The following is a 23,961-nucleotide window of genomic DNA, read 5'->3' on the forward strand; positions in this document are numbered from 1 at the left end:
CTGCATGCGCGCTGATCAATTGTTGGTGGAGCGCGGCCTTGCCGCGTCGCGTTCGCAGGCCGTGCGGCTCATTGCCGGCGGCATGCGGTGGCGCGATGCGGGCACGAGCGACGCGTGGCGCTCGGTCGTCAAGAACAAGGACGAAGTGCCCGAGTCGGCCGAGCTCGAACTCGACGATGCAGCCGAGGCGCGCTATGTCTCGCGTGGCGGGCTCAAGCTCGAAGGTGCGCTCGCCGTCAGCGGGGTCGATCCTGCCGGCAAGCTGTGCCTCGACGTGGGCCAGTCGACCGGCGGCTTCACCGACTGCCTGCTGCAGCGCGGTGCCGCGAAAGTGGTGGGCGTCGATGTCGGCCACGGGCAGTTGCACGCGAAGTTGCGCGAGGACGTGCGCGTGGTGCCGATCGAAGGCGTCAATGCGCGGGCGCTCTCGCAGGGCGACCTGGAAGAAGAGGGCTCAGAAGGCGAGCTGCGCTTCGACCTGATCGTGGGCGACCTTTCGTTCATCTCGCTCACGCTGGTGCTGCCGGCCGTGGTCGAGTTCCTGACCGATGACGGCCGCCTGCTCATGCTGGTCAAGCCGCAGTTCGAACTGCAGCCCGGCCAGGTGGGCAAAGGCGGTATCGTGCGCGACGAGTCGATGTATGCGGTGGTCGAAAAGCGGCTGCGCGACGCCTGCGAGGCGCTCGACCTGCGCGTGTTGCAGTGGTTCGACAGCCCGATCGCCGGCGGCGACGGCAACCGCGAGTTTTTCATTCACGCCGTTCGCGCGGATTCTGCGAACGGCTCTTAAGGAGACGCAGGTGCGCCTTCCGCTGAGCTTCGAATTCTTTCCGACCAAGACGCCCGAAGGCGCGGTCAAGCTGCGCGCCGCGCGCCAGCAGCTGTATGTGCGCAAGCCGCAGTTCTGCTCGGTCACCTACGGCGCGGGCGGCTCCACGCACCAGGGCACTTTTGGCGCGGTGCAGGAGATCCTGTCCGAAGGCGTCGACGCCGCGAGCCACTTCTCGTGCATCGGTGCCACGCGCGCCACGGTGCGCGAGCAGCTCGCCGAGCTGAAGGCCATGGGCGTCAAGCGCCTGGTGGCATTGCGCGGCGACCTGCCGAGCGGCTACGGCATGGGGGGCGAGTTTCTCTATGCGAGCGACCTCGTGGCCTTCATCCGCGAAGAGACCGGCCGCGACTTCCATATCGAGGTGGCCTGCTACCCCGAGATCCATCCGCAGGCGCGCTCGCCCGAAGCCGATCTGCAGGCCTTCGCCGCGAAGGTGAAGGCGGGGGCCGATTCGGCCATCACGCAGTACTTTTTCAGCCCCGAGGCCTACTTCCGCTTCGTCGACGACGTGCGCAAGCTGGGGCTCGACACGCCGATCGTGCCGGGCATCATGCCGATCACCAGCTCGACGCAGCTGATGCGTTTTTCGGATGCCTGCGGCGCCGAGATCCCGCGCTGGATTCGCCTGCGGCTGCAGGCCTTCGGCGACGACACGGAATCGATCAAGTCCTTTGGCCTCGACGTGGTCACCGACCTGTGCGCGCGCCTGCGCGACGGTGGCGCACCGGCGCTGCACTTCTACACGATGAACCAGTCGGCGGCGACGCTGGCTTTGCTGGAGCGCCTCGATTGAAGGGGCGCGCGGCCGGAGCGGCGGGAGCGCTGCGCACGGGGCTTCGGGTGGCCTTCGTCGCAGCGACCTGCGTTCTCGCGGGCTGCGCCATGCCGCCAGCCACCGAGGCGACGGCCGACGGCCAGTTGAAGCCCCTGGCACGCGCACTCGCCGTGCCGCCGGGCGTGCCGGCGCGCTCCGACGTGCCTTCGGTGCGCTACGACCTGGCCGTGTCGGGCACCGGTGAACTGACGCCCGACGATGGCGTGCCGGGCGACGACGGCCCGCGCGACATCTTCGAGCGCGGCGGTGCTTCCTGGTACGGCATCCAGTTTCACCAGCGCAAGACCGCCAGCGGCGAGCGCTTCGACATGACCGCTATGACGGCGGCACACAAGACCCTGCCTTTCAACACGCGCGTGTGCGTGCGCAGCCTCGTGAACGGCAGCGAAGTGCTGGTGCGCATCAACGACCGCGGCCCTTACGCGCTGGGCCGCGTGATCGACCTGAGCCGCGCGGCTGCAGACCGTATCGGTTTGACGGGGCTTGGCATCAAGCAGGTCGCACTGACCGTCGTCGACCGGGAGGGCATGCGCTGCGGCGGCTTGCCGGTGGAGCCTGGCGATGCACAGGCACCCGCCGCGGTGGCTGAACGCGCCAAGGCGCCGGTACCTGCGCGGCGCAAGGTGGCCGTGCCGCCTCGCCGCCGGCGCTGAGAAGAAAGAAAAGAAGCCCGGCCTCAGCCGCCCGAATCAAGCGAGAAGGTGGCGTGCCGGTCTTGCGCCAGGCGCTCCGCCAGTTGCGGCAGCGCGGCCGCAAGCAGCGGCTTCAGCGTGTACGGTGGATTGATCAGGAACATGCCGCTGGCCGGCAGGCCCGGCCGGTGCGTTTCGCCCGAGGCGTCCGTCGTGATCTTGCTGGACTTGACCGTCAGCGTGGCGTGCAGCCACGGCTTGCCGGCCTTGGTCGCCATCGTCTTCAGGCGGCGCGGCAGGTCGTGCGCCTCGGGGCGCGGAATGATCGGATACCAGACGGCATAGGTGCCGGTAGCAAAGCGCTTGAGCGCCTCGGCTGCGAAGTCGAGCACGCGGCCGTAGTCGCTCTTGATCTCGTAGCTCGGGTCCATCAGCACCAGCGCGCGGCGCGAGGGCGGCGGCAAAAACTTGGTGGCGCTGCCGAAGCCGTCGTCGCGCAACACGGCGATCTGGCGGCCGGCTTCGAGCTGGGCGATGTTGGCGTCGAGCGTGCGCGCGTCGGTCGGATGCAGCTCGAACAGCTTGAGCTTGTCGTGGTCGCGCAGGAGGTGCTGCACGATGAATGGCGAGCCCGGGTAGATGCGTGCGCCGCCCTTGGGGTTGAAGTCGTGGATCACGCTGAGGTAGCGCGCAATTGCGTCGGCCAGCGGCGCTTCGGCCTCGGGTGCTACCTTTTTGGTAGCGGGCTTTGCTGCGGGAGCAGGCGTGGCGGGCTCTTTCTTGCCGGAAAGCAGGCGCAGGATGCCGTCGGCCGCCTCGCCGCTCGTGCCGGCGTAGTCGCCGTCGAGCCGGTACAGGCCGGCACCCGCGTGGGTGTCGACGACGGTCAGCGCTGCCTCTTTTTCAAGCAGATGGTCGAGCGTGGCAATCAGCACCGTGTGCTTGAGCACGTCGGCGTGGTTGCCGGCATGGAAGGCGTGGCGGTAACTGAACATAGGGGGAGGATGGTAACGGTGTTGGGCCGTGCATATGCAAATTTGCCAGCACAAGGCCATTCTTTATATAATCGCGGGCTTCGCAGCGTTTTTGTGGCCCCGCGGCGAAGAGCATTTACCCGTTCTGCGGGCATGCAAAACCCACCTAAGAGATTCCCATCAGAGGAACGCCGACCGTGGAAAAGGGCCCGACAAACCCTCTTCAAAGAGAAAAACTCATGACCAAAACGTTCAGCGCCAAGCCCGCTGACGTGACGCACGAGTGGTTTGTGATTGACGCGACCGACAAGGTCCTCGGACGAGTAGCCAGCGAAGTTGCTCTCCGTTTGCGCGGCAAACACAAGGCCATTTACACGCCTCACGTCGATACCGGTGACTTCATCGTCATCATCAACGCCGCGCAACTGCGCGTCACCGGCGCCAAGTCGATCGACAAGGTGTACTACCGTCATTCGGGCTATCCCGGCGGTATCACGGCGACCAACTTCCGCGACATGCAGAACAAGCACCCGGGCCGCGCCCTGGAAAAGGCTGTCAAGGGCATGCTGCCCAAGGGCCCGCTTGGTTACGCGATGATCAAGAAACTCAAGGTGTACGGTGGTGCCGAGCACCCGCATACCGCCCAACAGCCCAAAGTGCTGGAACTGTAAGGAGCCTTGAGAATGATTGGTGAATGGAACAATGGCACCGGCCGTCGCAAATCGAGCGTCGCCCGCGTGTTTCTGAAAAAAGGCACCGGCAAGATCACGGTCAACGGCAAGGACATCCAAGAGTTCTTCGGCCGCGAAACCTCGATCATGATTGCCAAGCAGCCCCTCGTGCTGACCAACAACCTCGAAGCTTTCGACGTGATGGTCAACGTGAACGGTGGCGGCGAATCGGGTCAAGCCGGCGCCACGCGCCACGGCATCACCCGTGCCCTGATCGACTACGACGCAGCGCTCAAGCCCGTCCTGAGCCAAGCCGGCTTCGTGACGCGTGACGCACGTGAAGTCGAACGTAAGAAGGTCGGTCTGCACTCCGCCCGTCGTCGCAAGCAGTTCAGCAAGCGCTGATCCTGTTCCTTGCGAACACAAAAGCCGCCTTCGGGCGGCTTTTTCGTTGCCAGCACTTGGTGCGCGAGGCATCCGACCCCACTTGCATCGGGGTGCACACCGCAGTGCCCCTGCCGAAATTGCGGCATTGCAGTAGCATTCGTTCCATTGGCCGCATGTCCGGCCCCCCAGGAGTAACCACCCCATGAGCGCCGTAGCAGAAAACATCCAGACCCAGATGCCCGAGCCGATTGTCTTTACCGACAGCGCGGCAGCCAAGGTGGCTGACCTGATCGCCGAAGAAGGCAATCCCGACCTGAAGCTGCGCGTGTTCGTGCAGGGTGGCGGCTGCTCCGGCTTCCAGTACGGCTTCACCTTCGACGAGATCACCAACGAAGACGACACCACCATGACCAAGAATGGCGTGTCGCTGCTGATCGATGCCATGAGCTACCAGTACCTGGTCGGCGCCGAGATCGACTACAAGGAAGACCTACAAGGCGCCCAGTTCGTGATCAAGAACCCGAACGCCACCAGCACCTGCGGCTGCGGATCGAGCTTCTCGGCCTGATGCCTGGATGCCGCTGATCCAGCCTTCTCAAGAAGCCGCCTCCGGGCGGCTTTTTGCTGCCCGTCGTCTTTTCACTTCTTCTCTTCTTTCCTCATGACCTCCGAGGCAGCCGCTCCCGTCGATCCCGCCCGCAAGAGCCTGCTGTGGCTCGTGGCCGTCGGCTTCTTCATGCAGACGCTCGACGCCACCATCATCAATACGGCGCTGCCGGCCATGGCTGCGAGCCTCGGCGAAAGCCCGCTGCGCATGCAGTCGGTGGTGGTGTCCTATGCGCTTACGATGGCGATGCTGATCCCTGCCTCGGGCTGGATCGCCGACCGCTTCGGCACGCGGCGCATCTTTTTCTCGGCGATCGTGCTGTTCGCGCTCGGCTCGGTGCTTTGCGCGCTGTCGCACAGCCTGGGGCAACTGGTGGCGGCGCGCGTGGTGCAGGGGCTTGGCGGGGCGCTGCTGCTGCCCGTGGGGCGGCTGTCGCTGCTGCGCACGGTGCCGCGTGGGGAGTTCCTCCAGGCGATGAGTTTTGTGGCCATCCCGGGGCTCATAGGGCCCTTGCTGGGGCCTACGCTAGGCGGGTGGCTGGTCCAGTACGCGTCCTGGCACTGGATCTTCCTGATCAATGTGCCAGTGGGGCTGGCGGGCTGCATCGCCACGCTCAAGTACATGCCCGACCTGCGCGGCGTCGTGCAGAAGCGCTTCGACAGCGTCGGCTACGCGATGCTGGCCTTCGGCATGGTGGCGATTTCGCTCGCGCTCGATGGCGTTTCCGAGCTGGGCTTGCGGCAGGGCGGCGTGATGGTCGTGCTGATCTTCGGCTTCGCGAGCGTGGTGGCCTATTGGCTGCGCGCGGCGCGCACACCCGAACCGTTGTTCGCGCCGTCCCTCTTCGGCGTGCCGACGCTCAGCATCGGGCTGATCGGCAATCTGTTCTCGCGCCTGGGCAGCAGTTGCATGCCCTTTCTGGTGCCGTTGTTGCTGCAGGTGTCGATGGGCTACTCGCCGGTGCGCGCCGGGCTGATGATGCTGCCGATCGCGCTGGCCGGCATGGCCATGAAGCGCTTTGCCACGCCGCTGATCACGCGCCACGGCTACCGCAAGGTGCTGGTGGTCAATACCGTGCTGGTGGGGCTCACGATGGCCAGCTTCGGCCTGACGGCACCGGGCCAGCCGATGGCGCTGCACGTGCTGCAGCTGCTGGCTTTCGGTGCGGTCAATTCGCTGCAGTTCACTGCCATGAACACCATCACCCTGAAGGACCTGGACGGCAGCATGGCGAGCAGCGGCAACAGCCTGCTGTCGATGGTGCAGATGCTGGCGATGAGCCTGGGCGTGGCGGCGGCTGGCGCCGTACTGGCGGGCTACAACGGCATTTTCGGCACCGAAACCGCGGCGCACACGCTCGACGCCTTTCAGGCCACTTTTGCGAGTATGGGGCTCATCACGATCGCTTCCGCAATGATCTTCTGGCATCTGCCGGGTGAAGTGCGCGCCGCGCATCCGGCGCAGCCGGAGGTTTCCGGCCAGGGCTGAGGCCGCAGCCAGCGGGCGTTCAGGCCGGGTAGATCGCGCCCAGCACCCGGGCGCCGCGCGCGCCGGTCACGCTCGCCAGGTTGCCGGGCTCGCGCCGCACGGTGGCGCGGGCCAGCCAGGCGAAGGCGGCCGCTTCGACCTGCTGGGGCGGCAGGCCATGATCGTTCGAGGCGGCCACTTCGACGCCGGGCAGCAGCGCGCGCAGGCGTTCGAGCAAGTGGTCGTTCAGCGCGCCACCACCGCAGACGATCAACAATTTGCTATCTTTTCCGTAGCGGTGCACGTCCGCCGCACAAGCGTGAGCGGTCAGTTCGGTCAGCGTGGCCTGCACGTCGGCCGGCGCCATCGTCGCGGTGCCGAGCTGCGCGGCCAGCCAGGTCGGATTGAACAGGTCGCGCCCCGTGCTCTTGGGCGGCGCCTTGGCGAAGTAGGGATCGGCCAGCAGCCGCGCGAGCAGATCGGGCAGCACCTGCCCGCTGGCCGCCCATTGGCCGCCGCGATCGAAGGGCTGGCCGAGGTAGGTCTGACACCAGTGGTCCATCAGCGCGTTGCCGGGGCCGCAGTCGAAGCCGCGCACGATGGCGCCGTCCGGTGCGTTGGTGGCCGGCAGCAGGCTCAGGTTGGAGATGCCGCCGATGTTCAGCACCGCGACGGTCTCGTCGGCGCGCGCGAACAGGGCGCGGTGAAAGGCCGGCACCAGCGGCGCGCCCTGGCCGCCGGCGGCCAGGTCGCGGCTCCGGAAGTCGCCGACCACGTCGATGTCCGTCAGTTCGGCCAGCAGCGAGGGGTTGTTGATCTGCAGCGTGTAGCCGACCTCGTCGAATTCGATCGGCCGGTGGCGCACCGTTTGCCCGTGGGCGCCGATGGCGGTGACGGCCTCGGCGGCCGTGCCGCTGTCCGCCAGGAGCTGATGCACCACGCCGGCATAAGCCCGGGCCAGGCCGTTGCCGGCCAGCGCCGCGCGATGCAGCTCGTTGTCGCCCGGTGTGTTCAGCGCCAGCAGTTCGGCCCGCAGCGACACGGGAAACTGCGCCGTCGCGTAAGCCTGCACCGCGATGCGGCCGTTGGAAAAATCGGCCAGCACGCCATCGACGCCGTCGAGCGACGTGCCCGACATCAGGCCGATGAAAAGCTCGGCGGCCATGGTGTTTCTAGGGAGGGCTCGGAAAGCCGCGCGGCGGCGAGGTTCAGTCCGCGCTGGCCTGGATGACCGAGAACGCAGCCGCCAGCTCGGTGCGGGCGCCAATGGCGATCCGCTCGAAGGCCGGGCGCAGCGCCGCGGTGATCGGCGCGCCGCCTTCTTGCGCGATGGAGGCCGGGTCTTGATAGACGCCGCCCACGCGGAATTCGAAGTGCAGGTGCGGGCCGGTGGCCCAGCCCGTCGAGCCCACCGCGCCGATGGCCTGGCCCTGTGTCACGCTCTGGCCGGCCTTGACGTCGATGCGGCTCAGGTGCGCATACGCCGTCTGCTGGTTGTTGCGGTGGTTGATGATGATGATGTTGCCGTAGCCGTTCTGCGTGCCCGCGAAATCGACCGTGCCGTCGCCCACGGTGCGCACCGAGGTGCCCGTGGGCGCCGCGTAGTCGATGCCGTTGTGCTGGCGCCAGCTGTTCAGGATCGGGTGCATGCGCATCGCGAAGCCGCTCGACACGCGCGAGAACTCGACCGGCGTGGCCAGGTAGGCCTTGCGCAGGCTGTCGCCGTTCGGGCGGTAGTAGCTGCCCTTCTGGTTGGCGCCCGGGGGCTGGAACCAGACGGCCTGGTGCACCTTGCCGTTGTTCTCGAACTCGGCCGACAGCACGCGACCGCTGCGCAGCGCCTGCCCATCGGCCTCGAGGGTTTCGTAGACCACGGCGAAGCGGTCGCCCTTGCGCAGCGCGCGCACGTCGACGTCGCCCGCGAAGATGTCTGCCAGCTGGCTCGCCACCGCATCGGGAATGCGCGAATCGTCGGTGGCTGCGAACAGCGAGGTGCGGATGGTGCCGCTGGCCAGGCGCGTGCCCGGTGTCAGCACGTCGCGCTCGGTGACGCCGGCAAAGCCGGTCGGCGTGCGCTCGATGACGAAGCGCTTGAAGCCGCCGTCGCCGTCGGGAATCCAGCGGGCGCTGAGCTTCTGGAGCTGGTTTTCCTGGGTGGCTTCGGCCGTCACGGTGCGGCCGGCGCGCGCGAACAGCGCGTTGCGGGCTTCGGGGCTGCTGCGCACGAACGCGGTGGCCGCGGGGTCCGAAATGCCCAGGCGCTTCAGCAGGGCCTCGGCCGTGTCGCTGGAGCGCGTGACGTCGGTGCGAAACAGCGTGAAGCTGAAGTTTTCGAGCGACGCGGTCTGGTCCGCGAAAGACACGGGGGCCGTCGCTTCGAGGATCTGGTGGACGGGAAGGTCGGAAGCGTCAGGACCGAGCGAGGCCACCGCGAGGGTGCCGGCGCTCAGCAGGGCCGCCGCGATGACCGCGGTGATCTGCTTGGGGTAGGTCCGGAACGTATAGGCCACGCGAGAAGCGAGAAGCTCCTCGGCGGCAAGAATGCCGTTGATCAAACTTTGAATTCCAGCTCAGGTTCTGCAAATCCGTGCTGCAAGGCCCAGTACGTTCAGGGCGGCAGCAGACGGTGCGGAAAAAGCGCCGCTTAGAATTCGGCGCTTGAAAAGTCGGGCCGAGTATAGCTTCGGCACCCCAAAAGTCAGCTAAAAAAGCCTGTAAAGGCCGAATCTGTTACATCCATGGCCCTCTCAAATAGTGTAGGACGCGCGCTCGAAATATCCCTCCGTGGGGCTGACGAGCTTCTCCCCCAGGATGAGTGGGTGCGCAAGCTCCAGCGCTCCGAGGCCACCGGAACCCCCCTGCGCATCAAGCTCGGGCTCGATCCGACCGCTCCGGACATCCACATCGGCCACACCGTGGTGCTGAACAAGATGCGCCAGCTCCAGGACCTGGGCCACCGGGTGATCTTCCTGATCGGCGACTTCACCAGCACCATCGGCGACCCCTCGGGGCGCAACAACACCCGGCCGCCGCTCACCCGCGAGCAGATCGAGGCCAACGCCCAGACTTACTACAAGCAGGCCAGCCTGGTGCTGGACCCTGAAAAGACCGAGATTCGCTACAACTCCGAATGGAGCGACCCGCTGGGCGCCCGCGGCATGATCCAGCTCGCGGCCAAGTACACGGTCGCCCGGATGATGGAGCGCGACGACTTCAACAAGCGCTTCAAGGCCGGCCAGTCGATCTCGGTGCACGAATTCCTCTACCCGCTGATGCAGGGCTACGACTCGGTCGCGCTCAAGAGCGACCTCGAACTGGGTGGCACCGACCAGAAGTTCAACCTGCTCGTCGGCCGGCATCTCCAGCAGGAATACGGGCAAGAGCCGCAGTGCATCCTCACTATGCCGCTGCTGGAAGGGCTCGATGGCGTCGAGAAGATGTCCAAGAGCAAGAACAACTACATCGGCATCAGCGAAGACGCCAACACCATGTTTGCCAAGGTGCTGTCGATTTCCGACGACCTGATGTGGCGCTGGTACACGCTGCTGAGCTTCCAGTCGCTGGAACAGATCGCGGCGCTGAAGGCCGAGATCGCGGGCGGCCGCAACCCCAAGGACGCGAAGGTCGCGCTGGCCAAGGAAATCACCACGCGCTTCCACAGCGCGGCCGCCGCCGAGACGGCCGAGCAGGATTTCATCAACCGCAGCAAGGGCGGCGTGCCGGACGAGATCCCCGAGGTGTCGCTGACGGGCGCCCCGCTGGGCATCGGGCAGTTGCTCAAGCAGGCGAACCTGGCGACTTCGGCCGGGGAAGGCAACCGCCTGATCGACGGTGGCGGTGTGCGGGTCGACTCGGCGGTCGTCAGCGACAAGGGGCTGAAGCTGCCCGCGGGCAGCTACGTGGTGCAGGTCGGCAAGCGCAAGTTCGCGCGCGTGACCCTGAGCTGACGATGGATGAAGGCCCCTTTCTCGGGGCCGGCCATCAGCGCACTTCGATGGTGACGCGCCGGTTGCGCGGCTCGTCCACGTCGTCGGCTGTGGGCACCGCCAGTTCGCGCTCGCCGCGGCCCACCGCCTCGATGCGGTTCGCCGGGAACTGGCGCTCCACGAACAGCTGAGCCACTTCCTGCGCCCGGCGGCGCGAGAGCTCGTCGTTCTGCTCGACGGTGCCCTTGGTGTCGGTGTGGCCCGTCACGACGATGTCGCCGCCGCTGCGCGACAGCGCCGCGGCCAGTGCCTCGGTCATGATCTGCTGCGAAGCGGGCGTGAGCGTGGTGCCGCCCAGCTCGAAGTACACCGTGTAGCGCTGCGGCAAAGGCGGGCGCATGTCGAACAGCGGCTTGTTTTCTGCCTGCACCTTGGCCGCGTCAGCCTGGTCGACCACCGGCGCGCCCTTGGCGCCCACCGCTGCCGTGGCGCGCTGGTAGGGCTGCGAAAGAACCTCTTCCCCGTCCTTGGCACGCACCACCACGGCGGAGGGTTTGCCGTCGGCCTGGGGCAGCAGCACCACGCGCGTGCCCGGCGTCGAGCAGGCCGCGAGCAGCAGGGCCACCAGGGCCGTGGCCAGGAAGGAGGCGTAGCGCGGTGCAGCGGTCATCTTCATGGCTGGCCGTCCGCCTGCACGATGAAGTCGGTGCCGCGAATGCCGATGGTGGCGGTCTGTGTCTCGACCCGCACCGCATCAGGGTTCGTCTTGCCGATCAGGCCGGTGATCATCCGCATCGAACCGCGCAGCAGCGAGACCAGCATGCCGCCCTCGTGCGTGGTGCCATCGAAATGGAATTCCTTCAGGTCCAGCCGCGACGAGGGCCCGACCACCAGGGTCGTGTCGTCGCGCAGCACCACGGCGGCGGAGGAGTCGGGGCCGGTCACGACCCGGTCCACCGCGCCCAGCGCATCGCCCGGTTTGGCCGGACGGGCGGTGCCGGTCGCGCCGAGCAACTGCACATTGCCGCGCACGGACTTCACGAAGCCCGCGTGGAGATCGGCAGCGGCAGCAGGCGCAGCGGCGGGTGCGGCAACAGCAGGCACGGCGGCAGGTGCGGCGACCGCAGGCGCCGCGGGCGCAACGGGTGCGGGTGGCGGTGTCTGCGCGTGAACCAGTGCGGCCGAGCCCACAATGGCAAGACCGCCCAGGGCGATCAAGAGGTTTTTCATCGTCTGGCTCTCTGCAATTGAAATATTTTCGCGAAAGTTTCAAATGTTAATGCGAAGGCGTTACATATCGACACGCGGTCGATAATTCAGTCGATTCCTGCGGCCTTTTACCGCTTTTCGTGTGTCCTTTTACCGATATTTCGACCAAATTTGCATGACGTTGACCCCTAAAACGCTGCTTCGTGTGTCAGTTGCCGTGGCCTTGATCACCATCGTGCTCAAGGGACTGGCCGGCTACATGACGAATTCCATGGGTCTGATCTCGGACGCGATGGAGTCCTTCGTCAACCTCGCCAGCGCCATGTTCGCGCTGGCCATGGTGACCATCGCCGAGCGCCCGGCCGACGACGACCACCCCTACGGCCACCACAAGGCCGAATATTTCTCCTCGGGCTTCGAAGGCATCCTGATCGTGGGTGCCGCCATCGCGATCCTGTGGGTTTCCGTCCAGCGGTTGCTGTCTCCCCAGCCTCTTGAGCAACTGGGCTGGGGCCTGGCGCTGTCGGTCATCAGCTCGGGCTTCAATGCGGCGCTGGCCTTCGTGCTCTTCCGCGCGGCGCGCACGCACCGTTCGATCGCGCTGGAGGCCGACGGCCGCCACCTGATGACCGACGTCTGGACCTCGGCCGCCGTGGTGGTCGGCATCATCGGCGTGCAGCTCAGCGGCTGGCTCTGGCTCGACCCGGTGCTCGCCATCGGGGTTGCGCTCAACATCGTGCGCGAGGGTTTCAAGCTCGTGTGGCGTTCGTCGCAAGGGCTGATGGACGAAGCCCTCGACCCCGAGACGATCGCCACCGTGCGCGCCACGCTCGACGCATTCGCCGCGCGCCAGCCCGAGGGCGACCGGCTGCGCTTCGACGACATGGTGACGCGCGGCGCCGCCCAGCGCCGCTTTGCCGACCTGCACATGCACGTGCCCGGCGACTGGACCCTGCAGCGCGCCGCGAACATGCGCGACGAACTGGAACAGGCCCTCATGGACGCCGTGCCCGGCCTGCGCGTGACCATCCAGCTGCTGCCGCTGACCATGGAAGCGCGCGCCACCCAACTCGAGGAACACCACCCATGAAAGCCGTGCTCCAGCGCGTGGCCCACGCCCGTGTCGACATCGCGGGCCGCACCGTCGGCGCCATCGACGCCGGCCTGCTCGTGCTGCTGTGCGCCGAGCGCGGCGACAACGATGCGCTGGCCGACCGCATGCTCGCGAAGATCCTCAAGCTGCGCATCTTTTCCGACGACGCCGGCAAGATGAACCGCAGCGTGCAGGACATCGGCGGCGGCCTCCTGGTCGTGAGCCAGTTCACGCTGGCGGCCGACGTGAGCGGCGGCAACCGCCCCAGCTTCACCCAGGCCGCGGCCCCTGATGAAGGCCGCAGGCTCTACGACCACTTCGTGGCGCTGGCACGCGCTGCGCATCCGGTGGTGGCGACCGGCGAGTTCGGCGGCGACATGCAGGTGCACCTGCTCAACGACGGACCGGTCACGATCCCGTTGCAGATGAGTGCTCAGACTGCTCAGTAAGGCAGCGGCCGGGGCTCCAGCACCACTTCCCACGCCACCTTCGGGTGCTCGTAGCGGTCGATCGTCACTTCCTCGAGATGGCGCATGTGCCAGCCATCGGCAAACAGCCGCTCCACCGCCGCACGGTCGAAGAAGCGCTTGGGGAAGCCGTCGAACAGGTAGAAGCAGTCTTCATCGCGGCCCGTCACCGACAACGGGCCGCGCCCACCGTAGTGCAGGTCGTTGACCGAATTCAGGCGGCACAGCAGTACGCCGTTCGGGCGCAGCACGCGATGGATGCGCCGCACCAGCTCCAGCGTTGCGTCCCATTCGAAGTAATGCAGCGACAGGCTGGCCAGCACCACGCCCACAGTCGCATCGGCCGGCAGCGGAAAGGGATCGCGAAAATCCTGGCAGTGAAACTGCGCACCGGCCGGCACCCGCACACGCGCCTGCGCAACCGCGTCCGGCGACAGCTCGATCGCCACGACATGCAGCCCCGCATCGACCAGCGTGGCGGTGTCGCGGCCCGCCGCGCAGCCCAGCTCGAGCACCGGGTCTTTGCCTGCCCGCTCCGCCAGCAGGGGCAGCCACCGCGCCAGCCAGGGATCGCCATGCGCGCCGGCCGCCACCGTCATCACTTGCCGTAGGGATTGCGAATGCCCAGGCCCGCAAGAATCTCGATTTCGTACGCTTCCATTTCGTCGGCGTCGGCTTCGCTCGTCTCGTGGTCCCAGCCCTGCGCGTGCAGCGTGCCGTGCACCAGCAGGTGCGCGTAGTGATCGGCCAGCGTCTTGCGGTTTTCTTTTGCTTCGCGCGCGACCACCGGCGCGCACAGCACCAGGTCGGCCATCACCAGCGGGTTGTTCGCATAGTCGAAGGTCAGCACGTTGGTGGCGTAGTCCTTGCCGCGAAACTCGCGGTTCAGGCGCTGGCCTTCGTCGGCATCGACGATGCGCACGGTGATCTCGCCATCGATGTCGAGCGCATGGCGAATCCAGCGCGTCACGCTGTGGCGCGGCAATGCGGCGCGGTGCCGCTCGACGCCCTTGAAGCGGCCGAACTGCAACGACAGGGACAGAGCAGGAAGCGCCATCTCAGTGCGCTCCCGTGCGCTTGCGCTGTCCGTCGTAGGCGTCCACGATCTTGGCCACCAGCGGGTGCCGCACCACGTCCGCGCTCGTGAAGTGCGTGGTGGCGATGCCGCTCACGCGCTTGAGCACGCGCTCCGCATCGATCAGGCCGCTCAGTTGCTGCTTGGGCAGGTCGATCTGGCTCACGTCGCCTGTCACCACGGCCTTGGCGCCGAAGCCGATGCGCGTAAGGAACATCTTCATCTGCTCGACCGTCGTGTTCTGCGCTTCGTCGAGGATCACGAAGGCGTTGTTCAGCGTGCGCCCGCGCATGAAGGCCAGCGGCGCAATCTCGAGCGCGTTGCGCTCGAAGGCCTTCTGCACCTTCTCGTAGCCCATCAGGTCGTACAGCGCGTCATACAGCGGACGCAGGTACGGGTCGACCTTCTGCGTCAGGTCGCCCGGCAGAAAGCCGAGCCGCTCGCCCGCTTCCACGGCCGGCCGCGTGAGCACGATGCGCTGCACCGCCGCACGCTCCAGCGCATCGACCGCGCAGGCCACCGCCAGGTAGGTCTTGCCGGTGCCGGCCGGGCCGATGCCGAAGGTGATGTCGTGCTTGGCGATGTTGTCCAGGTACAGCGCCTGCGTGGGCGTGCGCGCGCGCAGGTCGGTGCGGCGGGTGACGAGCATGGCCGCGTCGTCGTCCCCGTCGATCATCGAGCCGTCGCCGGCCAGCGTGAGCTGCACCACGGCCGGATCGATCGTGCGCTGGGCGATCTCGTAGAGCGCCTGCAGCACGTCCATGGCGCGCTGCGCGCTGGCCTTCGGGCCGTCGACCTTGAACTGCTCGTGGCGGTGCGCGATCTTCACCCCCAGGGCTTCCTCGATGCGGCGCAGATGTGCGTCCAGAGGGCCGCACAGGTGACCGAGGCGCGAATTGTTCAGTGGGGTAAAGGTGTGTCGCAGAATCACGCCGGACATTTCAAGGAAAAAGGGCACCCATGATAGGCAAACTCACCGGCACGCTGGCCGAACGCAATCCACCGCAGGTGGTGGTGGACTGCAATGGCGTCGGTTACGAGGTCGATGTGCCAATGAGCACGTTCTACAACCTGCCGAACGTCGGCGCGAAGGTGTCGCTGCTCACGCACTTCGTCGTGCGCGAGGACGCGCAGATTCTCTACGGCTTCGGCACCGCCGAGGAGCGCGGGGCTTTCCGCCAGCTCATCAAGATCACCGGCGTGGGCCCGCGCACCGCGCTCGGCCTGCTCTCGGGCATGAGCGTGGGCGAGCTGGCGCAGGCGATCACCACGCAGGAGCTGGGCCGGCTCGTGAAGATTCCCGGCATCGGCAAGAAGACCGCCGAGCGGCTGCTGCTGGAGCTCAAAGGCAAGCTGGGCGCCGACATCGGCATGCCCGCGCACGCGGCCTCCGACGCGCAGACCGACATCCTGCAGGCGCTGATCGCACTGGGCTACAGCGACAAGGAGGCCGCGCTCGCCCTCAAGGCGCTGCCGAAGGAAGCGACGGTGAGCGAAGGCATCAAGCTCGCGCTGAAGGCTTTGGCCAAGTAAGCCTGCGCGAGCCCGGCGCGCGGCCCGGCCGCCTATTCGCCTATTCGAGCGTCAGCCCGATCTCCTTGATCAGCACGCTCCAGTCGTGCAGGTCTTTCTGCATCGTCGCAGCGAACTGCTCGGGCGTGTTCTGCGGCAGGTCGGTGAAGTTCAGCTCGCGCAGGCGCTGCACCACGGCCGGTTCTTTCAGCACCTGGTTCACCGCCACGTTGAGCTTCTTCACGATGGCCGGCGGCGTCTTCGCGGGGGCCAGCAGGCCGTACCACGAGTAGTTCGTGAAGGGGTAGCCGGCCTCGGTCATCGTCGGCACGTCGGGCAGCATCGGAATGCGCGAGGGGCCGCTGTTGGCCAGCGCCTTCAGGCGCCCTGCGCGCACCAGCTCCACCGTGGACGACATGTCGGCAAAGGCCGCATCGACCTGGCCGCCCATCAGGTCCTGCACGCAAGGGCCGCTGCCCTTGTAGGGCACGTGCATCAACGCCAGCCCGGCCTGCTTCTTGAGGCTTTCCATCGCGAGGTGGCCGCCGGAGCCGTTGCCCCACGAGCAGTAGCTGAGCTTGTCGGGCCGCGCCTTGGCATAGGCGACGAATTCCTTGAGCGTCTTCACCGGCAGGTCCTGGCGCACCAGCAGCAGGTTGCCGCCGCGCCCGATCTGCGCCACCGGCGCGAAGTCTTTCAGCGGGTCGTAGGGCAGCTTCTTGTAGAGGCTGGGGTTCACCACCATCGCCGCGGCGTAGGTGAACAGCAACCGGTAGCCGTCGGGTGCGCCGCGCGCCACGAGGTCGGTGCCCAGGATGCCGTTGGCACCGGGCCGGTTGTCGATGATGAAGGTCTGCTTCATCGTCTTGCCGAGCGCGTCCGCGATCAGCCGCGCGATGGTGTCGGTGCCGCCGGCCGCCGACGTGGGAACGACCAGCGTCACCGGCTTGTCGGGGTAGGCATCGGCGCCCTGCGCGTGGCCGGCTGTCGCCATCCATGCGGCGAGCGCGAAGCAGGCCAGCGTGCGCAGACGGAGTCGGAGGAATGTGGTTGTCATGTTTTGTTGTCTCCTGGGATGAGCGTCAGTGAATGCCGAAGCGCGCCTGCGTTCCCTGCTCGATCATGTCCGCGCCGACGCGGTACAGGTTGCGCGACACGTAACTGGGCACCTGCCGCGCACGCTCGCGCAGCCATTCGGCCTTGAGCGAGCGCGCTTCCACGATCTCGGGCGCGTCGCTCTCGGCGGTGGCCAGCAGGTCGATCACGTGGAGCGCGAGCTGCCAGTTGCCGCCTTGTGCCAAGGCGAGTGCGTGCGCGATCACGCCGAGCTTGTCGGTGATGGCGTCGGCCACGGCCCGGCCGATGGCTTCGGGCGCCTCGGGGTGCAGCGATGTCGGGTTGCGGTCCCACCAGCCGTTCTCCGAACGGTAGATGTCGCGCACGATGTAGCCGGGGTCGCCGTAGGTGGGCTTCATCCACTCGACGCCGAACAGTTCATCGGGAAAGCGGATGCGCGCCAGGATGCCGCGCTCGTTGAGCCCTTCGTTCATCAGCCGCACGACCTCGGCACGCAGCCAGCGCAGCGCGCGGGCGGTGTGCGTGAGCACGTGCCGCACCTGCTCTTCGCCTTCGAGCGTGGCGCCGAACTCGCGCACCGCCTTGCGGGCGCCGAACGCGGCCAGCGCATCGAGCGTGTCGGCCCAGCGCACCGTGTCGCGCATGGTGCGAAAGGGCGTGCCGATGTTGGGAATCGAATCGATCAGCGCCGCGCCGCCGTAGAGCACGCGCTGCGACGGGCTCCACAGCGCAATCGCGTCGTCGGTTTCCGACGGTGCCCAGCGCAGCTCGACGCTGCGCTCGCCGTGGCCGATCTGCAGGCGGTCGTCGAAGGTTTCGGTCGGCGCGTGCATGGTGAGCCGATGGTCGAAGAAGCCTGCCGGCCGGTTGAACTGGATCTCGGCCATGCGGTGCTGCAGCGCCTGGGTCTCGCGATAGCGCGCATAGCGCCGCGGCACGTTGCGGTGCGCGATGACGCGCGGTGGCGCATCGCCCCGCTGCGCGGCATGCGCCAGCCACATCGGTACGCCCGAGTTGTAGCCCACGTGCCCGTGGCTGTAGCACAGCGCGTGCAGCGGCGCATTGCTGAGCTGGCGCACCGCATCGATCATTCCCTGCGTCACCGGGCCGCCGGGGCCGGCGTCGATCACCACGAGGCCGAGGTCGGTCTCGGCCACGAACGACTGCCCCTGTCCGCGCAGGATGTGCAGGCCCGGGGCCACCGTCTCGGTGCCTGTGCCGACGATGAGGAAGGGCTTTTCTTGCTCCGCAGTGTTCGTGCTCATGCGGCCTCCCCGATGCGGACCAGCGCTGGCAGCGCATAGCGGCCATCCAGCATTTCGGCGCGCGGTACATAGGCGCGCAGGCACAGGTAGAAATCGCCTTCGGGCGCGGGCAGCCAGTTCGCCCGCGCGGCTTCGCCATCGGGCCGCGCATGCTGGATGTGCAGCGTGAGCCCGCCGTCGGCATCGCGGCGCAGCGCGGGCGTGCGGTCGCCGATGGCGTAGCGGTCGATGGGGTTGTCGACCAGCATGTAGTCGCGGCTGTTGTACATCGTGAGCGACCAGAAGGCTTCGACCGGCGGCAGCGCATCGGGCGCGAACCGCAGCGTGTAGCGGCCGCTTCCGTGCAGCTTGCGGCCCGAGGCGTCGTGCCATGCCAGCGGGTAGGTCGCTTCGCGGCTTTCGAGCATGCCGATGTACTTGAGCGCCACCAGCGCACGCGCCAGGTGGTCGTCGCCGAAGCTGCCTTCGACCAGCGGCATCTGCACCCAGCCGGTCGAAGACGTGGCGCCGGACTGCGCGTTGCGCAGCCGTGGCAGCACGGCATCGAGCGCGTCTTGCAGCACGGCGCGCTGCGCTTCGTCGAGCGCGCCGGCATCGGGCCCGAGGCCGAGCGCGGCGAAGCGGGCGAGCAAGCCGGCATCGCGCGCGGGTGGCGGGTTCTCGCGCAACGCGCGGTTCACCTGCGTCGCGAAGTGCTCGGCGGTCAACGGCGCTTTCGGATCGCAGGCCGGATCGAATGGCTTCGGCTTTGACGGCTTGCCGGCCTGCCAGTCGCCGAGCGTGCGAACAAGAAAATCATCCTGCAGCGCATTGACCGCAGGCACGTCCTGCGGCCCGTCGACCAGGATGCGACCGATGATCCACAGCCAGCGCGTGGGCGCCTCGATGTGCGCGCCGGGCTCGCGGAATGCGGCAGGCAGTTCGCCGCGCCAGCCCGGCGGCGTGACGAGGAACGAGCGCGCGCCCGTGCCCGTGAGCCGCTGGCCGATGTGCGCGAAGGGGTTCGTGTAGAAGTCGAGCAGGCCCAGCACGTAGTAGCGCCCGGCCGTGTCGGGCACGTCGATCACGAGCGGCCCATCGCCCAGGTCGAGCCATGCGTTGGTGTAGAGCGTGTCGTTGTTCGGCGTCACCACGCGGCTCTTGCCCGCGCCCAGCAACTGACGTGCGTGCGTGAACACGTTGCACCAGCGCTGGGGCTTGGGCGCCTCGCCGGCGATGTCGGTGCGCTGCGGCGAGGTGGCCGCGCGCATGCGGCTCATCTCGTAGAGCGGAAAGGCATAGACGACGGCTTCTTCGGCCAGCGTGTGCAGGGGGCCGGTATCGGTGTTCGCTTGCATGGCTCAGCCCTGTTGTGCCTGCAGCGCAGGAACGCGCCAGCTCTGCACGCCTTCGCGCGGGTAGTACATGCGCAGGATCAGGTAGAAGCGGCCGGCCGGCGCGGGCAGCCAGTTGGCGGTATCGCTCGGGCGCGCGTGGCTCAGGGTGATCTCCAGGCTGCCGTCCGCGCCGTGCTTCAGGCCCGGCGTACGGTCGCCGATGGCGTGGCGCCTGATCTCATTGGGGTAGAGAAAACGATCAGCGTCGTAGAGCGTCACCGACCAGAAGGCATCCGCCGGCGGCAGGTCGTCGGCTTCGAAGCGCATCGCATAGCTGCGCTGGCCGTCCAGCGGCTCCTGCTTCGCGTCGTGGTGCGCCGCGGCGTACACCGCCTCGCTGGTGGCCAGCGCGCCCAGGCCCAGGTAGGCGGTGCGGGCGCGGCCGAGGAACTCGTGGCCATAGCGTCCGGTGGAAGGCGTCATCGACCATGGCTTGGGGCGGCGGTTGCGGCCTGCGGCACCGACCAGTTGCACGCCTTCGGCAAAACCTTCGATCAGGCCCTCGCGCGCCGGTTCGTCCAGCGTGTCCCATGAGAACGCGGCGTCCGGCCGCAGGCCGACCTGGCCGAACCACGCCACCAGTGCGCGGTCTTCCACACGGCCCGGTGCCTCGACGAGTTCCCGGCACATGTTGGTGAAGAAGCGCGGCGCCACCTGCGCGGCCGGTTCGTCGTGCTCGAAGGCGGCGGCCATGGCGTCCACGGGCGGGCCGGCCCAGTGCTCGACGGCGGCCGGGCGTCCCTGCAGCATCGTGCCGGGGGCGGGCGCCAGCTTGATCTCGGACTGCAGCGCGCGCGCGGCCGGCCAGTCGCTCTCATCACCGACCAGGATGCGGCCGATCAGCCAGACGAGATCGGTCGGGCAGCGCACCACGCGGTGGCCGGCGAGCGATTGCGGCACCGTGCCACCGGGGCCGACGAGCACCACGGTCTCGCCCTCGGGGTTGCAGTTGCGCGGCCCCAGGTTCTCGAAGTTCTCGGTGTAGGCGTCGTACAGCGGCAGCACGAAGTAGCGCCCCGGATGGCGCGCCGACGCGGGCACCGTCAGCAGCATCGGCCCGTGGGCCAGGTGCACCCACGCGATGGTGTAGAGCAGGTCGTTGGCGGGCGTCACCACGTCGCGGTCTTCGTCGGTGGAAGGGCGCGGCGCGTGGTGCAGCGTGTTCAGCGGCGCGCGCACGTCCGAGCCGTGCGAGGCCCCGGCACGGCGCTCGCCCTGCGGCGCGGTCTGCATCGCGCAGGTGCGGTAGGTCTCGGTGAGCGGGTAGCCGTAGACGAAGGCGGCCAGGCCGATCGAGCGGGCGAGTGCCTTGCGCGCGAGGGCGACGGCGAGTTGGGGTTCGGGAGCGTTCATGTCGAAGGTCTCTTTGCTGGAGTTCATGGGAATGCGGAGGGATGGCGTTCAGTCGAGCTTCACGCCCGTGGCCTGCGTGAGCCGCAGCGTCACGGGAAGAAAGGCCTTGTAGGCAGCGGTGGCCTCGGCCGGCAGGTTGCCGACCGGCTCGGCGCCCAGTTCTTCGATGCGCCGGCTGACCTCGGGCTGGCGGATCACCGCGCTGACTTCGCGTCCGAGCCGTTCGACCACCGCGTCGGGCGTCTTCGCCGGCGCCATCAGCGAGGTCGGTCCGGTGAGCGCATAGACCTCGTCGGTGTAGCCCTGCTCGGCGAAGGTCGGCACCTCGGGCAGCGCCTTGGCGCGGCGCGGGCCGACCACTGCCAGCGCGCGCAGCTTGCCGGCCGCGATGTACGGCTGCAGCGTGGTGATCGAGCCCACGGTCATGTTGATGACGCCGCCGATCAGGTCGACCGCCATCGGGCTCTCGCCCTTGTAGGGCACGTGCAGCGTCTGCAGGCCGTAGGTCTTGTCCATGTAGACCTGGATCTGGTGCGGCTGCGTGCCCGGCCCCCACGAGCCCATCGTGTACTTGCCGGGCGCGGCCTTCACCGTGGCGATCAGGCTCTTGAAGTCCTTGGCCGGCACCGAAGGGTGCACCGCCAGCACGGTGCGCGTGGTGGCGATGTCCGAGACCATGCGCAGGTCGGTGCGCGGGTCGTACGGCAGCTTGCTGTAGAGCACCATGTTCGCGGTGACGGGGCCGGGCACCGTCAGCAGCAGCGTGTAGCCGTCGGGCGCGCTCTTGGCGACGTAGTCGGTGCCGATGATCCCGCCCGCGCCGCTGCGGTTCTCGACCACCACCGGCTGGCCCAGCCGCTTCGACAGGCCTTCCGCCACGATGCGCGCAAGGATGTCGGTGGAGCCGCCCGCCTGGTACTGCACGATGATGCGCAGCGGCTTCGACGGAAAGGCGCTCTCCGCCAGGGCGCTGCCCGCGGCAAGGGCCATCGCGGCGCCGATGCCGAGCATGCGCACAAGTGTGGCGGCCGTCGAGCGTTGCTTCTTCGATGTCGTCATGCGATCTGTCTCCGGTGGTTGTTCGTTCATGTACCGCGCCCGACGACCAGCGCATCGACCGCCACGCAGCCGCCATCGGCCAGCGGCCGTGCGATCAGCGGGTTGATCTCGGCGCTGTCGAGCGAGTCGCCGGCGCGCAGCGCGAAGTCGGCCAGCGCGCACAGCGCATCGGCAATCGAGCCGAGGTCGACCGGCGAACGGCCGCGTGCGCCGTCGAGGATCGCGAAGGCACGCAGCCCGCGCACCATCGCCAGTGCGTCGTCGCGCGTGATCGGCAGTGCGCGCAGCGACACGTCGCGCAGCGTCTCGACGTGGATGCCGCCCAGGCCGAACATCAGCACCGGGCCGAACACCGGGTCGCGGTGCACACCCGCGATGCATTCGACACCGCCGCTCAGCATGCGCGCCACCAGCGCACCGTCGAGCCGCGCATCGGGCCGCGCGGTGAGGGCATGGTCGCGTGTGCGCTCGAAGGCCGAGCGTGCCTGCGCCGCGCCGTGCAGGCCGAGCGCCACGCCACCGACGTCCGACTTGTGCGGGATGTCCGCGCTGACGATCTTCACCACCACCGCATCGCCGATGGCTTCGGCGGCCGCTGCGGCCTCGTCGGCGCTGTGCACCACGCGGTGGGCGACCACGGGCACGCCGGCTTCGGCAAGCAGCGCCAGTGCGTCGGGTTCGGACATCGTGCCGGGTGCGAGCTTGAGCGGATTCGATGGAGGTGCCGAAGCCGACGAAGGCGCCGCGCCTGTCTTCAGCCCTGCCAGCGCGGCAATCGTGCGGATGCCGTCCGACGGATCGGCGAACACCAGGCAGCGCATCGCCTCCAGTTCGGCGCGGCGTTCCGGCGCCAGCAGCGTGCTGATCGCGAGCAGCGTGTCGGGATAGGCCTCGCGCAGCGAATTCACAAGCCCGCGCAGCACGGGCCAGAATGCATCCGATGCGCCCGCCGCAGCCAGGAAGCCCATCCACGATGCGAAGCCACGGTCGTCGAGCATCACGCGGGCGCTGCGCTCCAGCAGGCTCATGTCGTTGGTGACCTGCCCGGTGATGTCGACCGGGTTGCGCGGCGCCGCGAAGGGAACCCAACTGCGCAGCGTGTCCTGCGCGGCGTCGCTCAGCGGCTGCACGTCGAGGCCCTGTGCCGAGGCTTCGTCGGCCATCAGCGCGCCCACGCCGCCCGACAGCGTGAACAGGCCGATCGAGCGGTCGCGCGGGCGACCGGCCACGGCCGCGCTGTGCGCCAGGTCGAAGAACTCGGTGAGGTTGCGCGCGCGCAGCACGCCGTACTGGCGGAAAACCGCGTCGTACACCGCGTCGTCGCCCGCCAGTGCGGCCGTGTGCGAGGCCGCCGCCTGCGCGCCCAGCGCCGTGCTGCCGACCTTGACCATCACCACCGGCTTGCCATGCGCCTGCGCGAGCGCCAGTGCCGCGCGCAGCCGGGGGCCGTCGCGGCAGCCCTCCATGTAGCCCATGATCACGTCGGTGGCCGGGTCTTGCGCGAGCCAGGCCAGGCAATCGGCGAACTGCACGTCGGCCTCGTTGCCGGTGGTGGCCCACAACGACAGGCCGACGCCGCGCGCCCGCGCCATCGAATACGCATACGCGCCGAACGCGCCCGACTGGCTTACCAGCCCGATGCGCCCCGCCGCCACGCGGCCCACGCCGGGTGCGGGCGAGAAGGTCGCGTAGACGTTGCGCGCGATGTTCATGAAGCCCAGGCAGTTGGGCCCGATGAGGCGCACGCCGGCCGCGCGGGCCTTGTCGCCGAGCCGTGCCTGCGCGGCCGTGCCTTCGGCGCCGATCTCGGCAAAGCCCGATGAGAACAGCACCACGCCTTTCACCTTCGCGGCGATGGCGTCGTCGAGCGCGCCGTCGACCAGCGCGGCGGGCACGGCGAGGATGGCCAGGTCCACCGGCTGGCCGATGGCGCGCAGGCTGGGCCAGGCCTGCATGTCCTGGATGCGGTCGGCGTTGGGGTTGACGGGGTAGAGCGCGCCGTCGAAGCCGAAGCGGCGCTGGTAGTCGACCGGAATGCCGCCGATCTTCTGCGGGTTGGACGAGGCGCCGACCACCGCAATGGCGCGCGGTGCGAACAGGGCCGACAGCGATTCGGCCTGGGAAGTGAAGAAGTCCATGGAGCG

The 23,961-nt window shown here is 68.0% G+C and carries 25 protein-coding genes; 11 read left to right on the forward strand and 14 right to left on the reverse strand.

The window, feature by feature from the left end:
* Nucleotides 1–4: 4 nt before the first annotated feature.
* The 3 genes from BLQ28_RS27995 (at nucleotide 5) to BLQ28_RS28005 (ending at nucleotide 2,320) form a co-directional block, all read left to right on the forward strand.
* Complete coding sequence (locus BLQ28_RS27995) at nucleotides 5–790, forward strand: TlyA family RNA methyltransferase (RefSeq protein WP_093246605.1); 786 nt, start codon at nucleotides 5–7, stop codon at nucleotides 788–790.
* Between the two features lie 10 nt (nucleotides 791–800).
* Nucleotides 801–1,625: a methylenetetrahydrofolate reductase [NAD(P)H] gene (metF, locus tag BLQ28_RS28000; protein WP_093246606.1), complete on the forward strand. Its 825-nt coding sequence runs from the start codon at nucleotides 801–803 to the stop codon at nucleotides 1,623–1,625.
* An 89-nt stretch (nucleotides 1,626–1,714) separates the two neighbouring features.
* Nucleotides 1,715–2,320, forward strand: coding sequence for a septal ring lytic transglycosylase RlpA family protein (locus tag BLQ28_RS28005; RefSeq protein ID WP_093246782.1), 606 nt, complete (start codon nucleotides 1,715–1,717; stop codon nucleotides 2,318–2,320).
* Nucleotides 2,321–2,343: 23 nt separating this feature from the next.
* Here BLQ28_RS28005 and BLQ28_RS28010 read toward each other — a convergent pair whose 3' ends face one another.
* Nucleotides 2,344–3,294: a 23S rRNA (adenine(2030)-N(6))-methyltransferase RlmJ gene (locus BLQ28_RS28010; protein ID WP_093246607.1), complete on the reverse strand. Its 951-nt coding sequence runs from the start codon at nucleotides 3,292–3,294 to the stop codon at nucleotides 2,344–2,346.
* A gap of 218 nt (nucleotides 3,295–3,512) precedes the next feature.
* On the opposite strand from BLQ28_RS28010, the gene rplM reads away from it, so the two are divergent.
* From rplM to mdtD, 4 genes are all read left to right on the forward strand, one after another.
* On the forward strand, nucleotides 3,513–3,944 hold the full coding sequence (gene rplM, locus BLQ28_RS28015) for a 50S ribosomal protein L13 (protein WP_007827946.1): 432 nt from the start codon (nucleotides 3,513–3,515) through the stop codon (nucleotides 3,942–3,944).
* Nucleotides 3,945–3,956: 12 nt separating this feature from the next.
* Nucleotides 3,957–4,349, forward strand: coding sequence for a 30S ribosomal protein S9 (rpsI, locus tag BLQ28_RS28020; RefSeq protein WP_093246608.1), 393 nt, complete (start codon nucleotides 3,957–3,959; stop codon nucleotides 4,347–4,349).
* 184 nt (nucleotides 4,350–4,533) lie between these two features.
* The gene (gene erpA / locus BLQ28_RS28025) at nucleotides 4,534–4,899 is read left to right on the forward strand and encodes an iron-sulfur cluster insertion protein ErpA (protein WP_007827949.1); all 366 of its coding nucleotides are present in this window, start codon (nucleotides 4,534–4,536) and stop codon (nucleotides 4,897–4,899) included.
* A 93-nt stretch (nucleotides 4,900–4,992) separates the two neighbouring features.
* The gene (gene mdtD / locus BLQ28_RS28030) at nucleotides 4,993–6,426 is read left to right on the forward strand and encodes a multidrug transporter subunit MdtD (RefSeq protein WP_093246609.1); all 1,434 of its coding nucleotides are present in this window, start codon (nucleotides 4,993–4,995) and stop codon (nucleotides 6,424–6,426) included.
* 19 nt (nucleotides 6,427–6,445) lie between these two features.
* On the opposite strand, the gene BLQ28_RS28035 is transcribed toward mdtD, so the two are convergent.
* Entirely contained in the window at nucleotides 6,446–7,570 is a 1,125-nt protein-coding gene (locus tag BLQ28_RS28035; protein ID WP_093246610.1) for an anhydro-N-acetylmuramic acid kinase, read from the reverse strand.
* Nucleotides 7,571–7,613: 43 nt separating this feature from the next.
* Complete coding sequence (locus BLQ28_RS28040) at nucleotides 7,614–8,960, reverse strand: peptidoglycan DD-metalloendopeptidase family protein (protein ID WP_093246611.1); 1,347 nt, start codon at nucleotides 8,958–8,960, stop codon at nucleotides 7,614–7,616.
* A 183-nt stretch (nucleotides 8,961–9,143) separates the two neighbouring features.
* On the opposite strand from BLQ28_RS28040, the gene tyrS reads away from it, so the two are divergent.
* Nucleotides 9,144–10,352, forward strand: coding sequence for a tyrosine--tRNA ligase (tyrS, locus tag BLQ28_RS28045; RefSeq protein WP_093246612.1), 1,209 nt, complete (start codon nucleotides 9,144–9,146; stop codon nucleotides 10,350–10,352).
* 34 nt (nucleotides 10,353–10,386) lie between these two features.
* Here the strand turns inward: tyrS and BLQ28_RS28050 are convergent, their stop codons facing one another.
* Together BLQ28_RS28050 and BLQ28_RS28055 are read right to left on the reverse strand one after the other, a co-directional pair.
* On the reverse strand, nucleotides 10,387–11,007 hold the full coding sequence (locus BLQ28_RS28050; protein WP_256327488.1) for an OmpA family protein: 621 nt from the start codon (nucleotides 11,005–11,007) through the stop codon (nucleotides 10,387–10,389).
* Nucleotides 11,004–11,561: a FecR family protein gene (locus BLQ28_RS28055; protein WP_093246614.1), complete on the reverse strand. Its 558-nt coding sequence runs from the start codon at nucleotides 11,559–11,561 to the stop codon at nucleotides 11,004–11,006. The genes BLQ28_RS28050 and BLQ28_RS28055 overlap by 4 nt, the downstream gene beginning before the upstream one ends.
* Before the next feature lie 154 nt (nucleotides 11,562–11,715).
* Here BLQ28_RS28055 and BLQ28_RS28060 point away from each other — a divergent pair, with 154 nt between their 5' ends.
* Nucleotides 11,716–12,630 carry a cation diffusion facilitator family transporter gene (locus tag BLQ28_RS28060; RefSeq protein ID WP_093246615.1) on the forward strand — a complete coding sequence of 305 codons (915 nt, stop codon included), beginning with the start codon at nucleotides 11,716–11,718 and terminating at the stop codon, nucleotides 12,628–12,630.
* On the forward strand, nucleotides 12,627–13,082 hold the full coding sequence (dtd, locus tag BLQ28_RS28065) for a D-aminoacyl-tRNA deacylase (protein WP_093246616.1): 456 nt from the start codon (nucleotides 12,627–12,629) through the stop codon (nucleotides 13,080–13,082). Before BLQ28_RS28060 ends, dtd begins: the two co-directional genes overlap by 4 nt.
* Here the strand turns inward: dtd and BLQ28_RS28070 are convergent.
* From BLQ28_RS28070 to BLQ28_RS28080, 3 genes are read right to left on the reverse strand one after another with little or no spacing between them, the layout of a single operon-like run.
* The gene (locus BLQ28_RS28070) at nucleotides 13,076–13,699 is read right to left on the reverse strand and encodes a class I SAM-dependent methyltransferase (RefSeq protein ID WP_093246617.1); all 624 of its coding nucleotides are present in this window, start codon (nucleotides 13,697–13,699) and stop codon (nucleotides 13,076–13,078) included. The two genes, dtd and BLQ28_RS28070, sit on opposite strands and share 7 nt — an antisense overlap.
* Complete coding sequence (gene ybeY / locus BLQ28_RS28075; protein ID WP_093246618.1) at nucleotides 13,699–14,157, reverse strand: rRNA maturation RNase YbeY; 459 nt, start codon at nucleotides 14,155–14,157, stop codon at nucleotides 13,699–13,701. Before ybeY ends, BLQ28_RS28070 begins: the two co-directional genes overlap by 1 nt.
* A 1-nt stretch (nucleotide 14,158) precedes the next feature.
* Nucleotides 14,159–15,115 carry a PhoH family protein gene (locus tag BLQ28_RS28080; protein ID WP_176801247.1) on the reverse strand — a complete coding sequence of 319 codons (957 nt, stop codon included), beginning with the start codon at nucleotides 15,113–15,115 and terminating at the stop codon, nucleotides 14,159–14,161.
* A gap of 20 nt (nucleotides 15,116–15,135) precedes the next feature.
* On the opposite strand from BLQ28_RS28080, the gene ruvA reads away from it, so the two are divergent.
* Nucleotides 15,136–15,708, forward strand: coding sequence for a Holliday junction branch migration protein RuvA (gene ruvA, locus BLQ28_RS28085; protein ID WP_093246619.1), 573 nt, complete (start codon nucleotides 15,136–15,138; stop codon nucleotides 15,706–15,708).
* Nucleotides 15,709–15,748: 40 nt separating this feature from the next.
* On the opposite strand, the gene BLQ28_RS28090 is transcribed toward ruvA, so the two are convergent.
* The 6 genes from BLQ28_RS28090 to BLQ28_RS28115 form a co-directional block, all read right to left on the reverse strand.
* Nucleotides 15,749–16,744 (reverse strand): Bug family tripartite tricarboxylate transporter substrate binding protein, encoded by a 996-nt coding sequence (locus BLQ28_RS28090; RefSeq protein ID WP_093246620.1) that lies wholly within the window; start codon nucleotides 16,742–16,744, stop codon nucleotides 15,749–15,751.
* Nucleotides 16,745–16,769: 25 nt separating this feature from the next.
* Nucleotides 16,770–18,029 (reverse strand): alkyl sulfatase dimerization domain-containing protein, encoded by a 1,260-nt coding sequence (locus tag BLQ28_RS28095; RefSeq protein ID WP_093246621.1) that lies wholly within the window; start codon nucleotides 18,027–18,029, stop codon nucleotides 16,770–16,772.
* On the reverse strand, nucleotides 18,026–19,366 hold the full coding sequence (locus tag BLQ28_RS28100; protein WP_093246622.1) for a DUF1254 domain-containing protein: 1,341 nt from the start codon (nucleotides 19,364–19,366) through the stop codon (nucleotides 18,026–18,028). The genes BLQ28_RS28095 and BLQ28_RS28100 overlap by 4 nt, the downstream gene beginning before the upstream one ends.
* 3 nt (nucleotides 19,367–19,369) lie before the next feature.
* Nucleotides 19,370–20,785, reverse strand: coding sequence for a DUF1254 domain-containing protein (locus BLQ28_RS28105; protein ID WP_371126713.1), 1,416 nt, complete (start codon nucleotides 20,783–20,785; stop codon nucleotides 19,370–19,372).
* Nucleotides 20,786–20,806: 21 nt separating this feature from the next.
* Nucleotides 20,807–21,769: a Bug family tripartite tricarboxylate transporter substrate binding protein gene (locus tag BLQ28_RS28110; protein ID WP_093246785.1), complete on the reverse strand. Its 963-nt coding sequence runs from the start codon at nucleotides 21,767–21,769 to the stop codon at nucleotides 20,807–20,809.
* Between the two features lie 74 nt (nucleotides 21,770–21,843).
* The gene (locus BLQ28_RS28115; protein ID WP_093246623.1) at nucleotides 21,844–23,955 is read right to left on the reverse strand and encodes an acetate--CoA ligase family protein; all 2,112 of its coding nucleotides are present in this window, start codon (nucleotides 23,953–23,955) and stop codon (nucleotides 21,844–21,846) included.
* Nucleotides 23,956–23,961 lie beyond the last annotated feature (6 nt).

This window comes from Variovorax sp. EL159 (genome assembly GCF_900100965.1).
In the GTDB taxonomy this organism is placed as follows: domain Bacteria; phylum Pseudomonadota; class Gammaproteobacteria; order Burkholderiales; family Burkholderiaceae_C; genus Variovorax.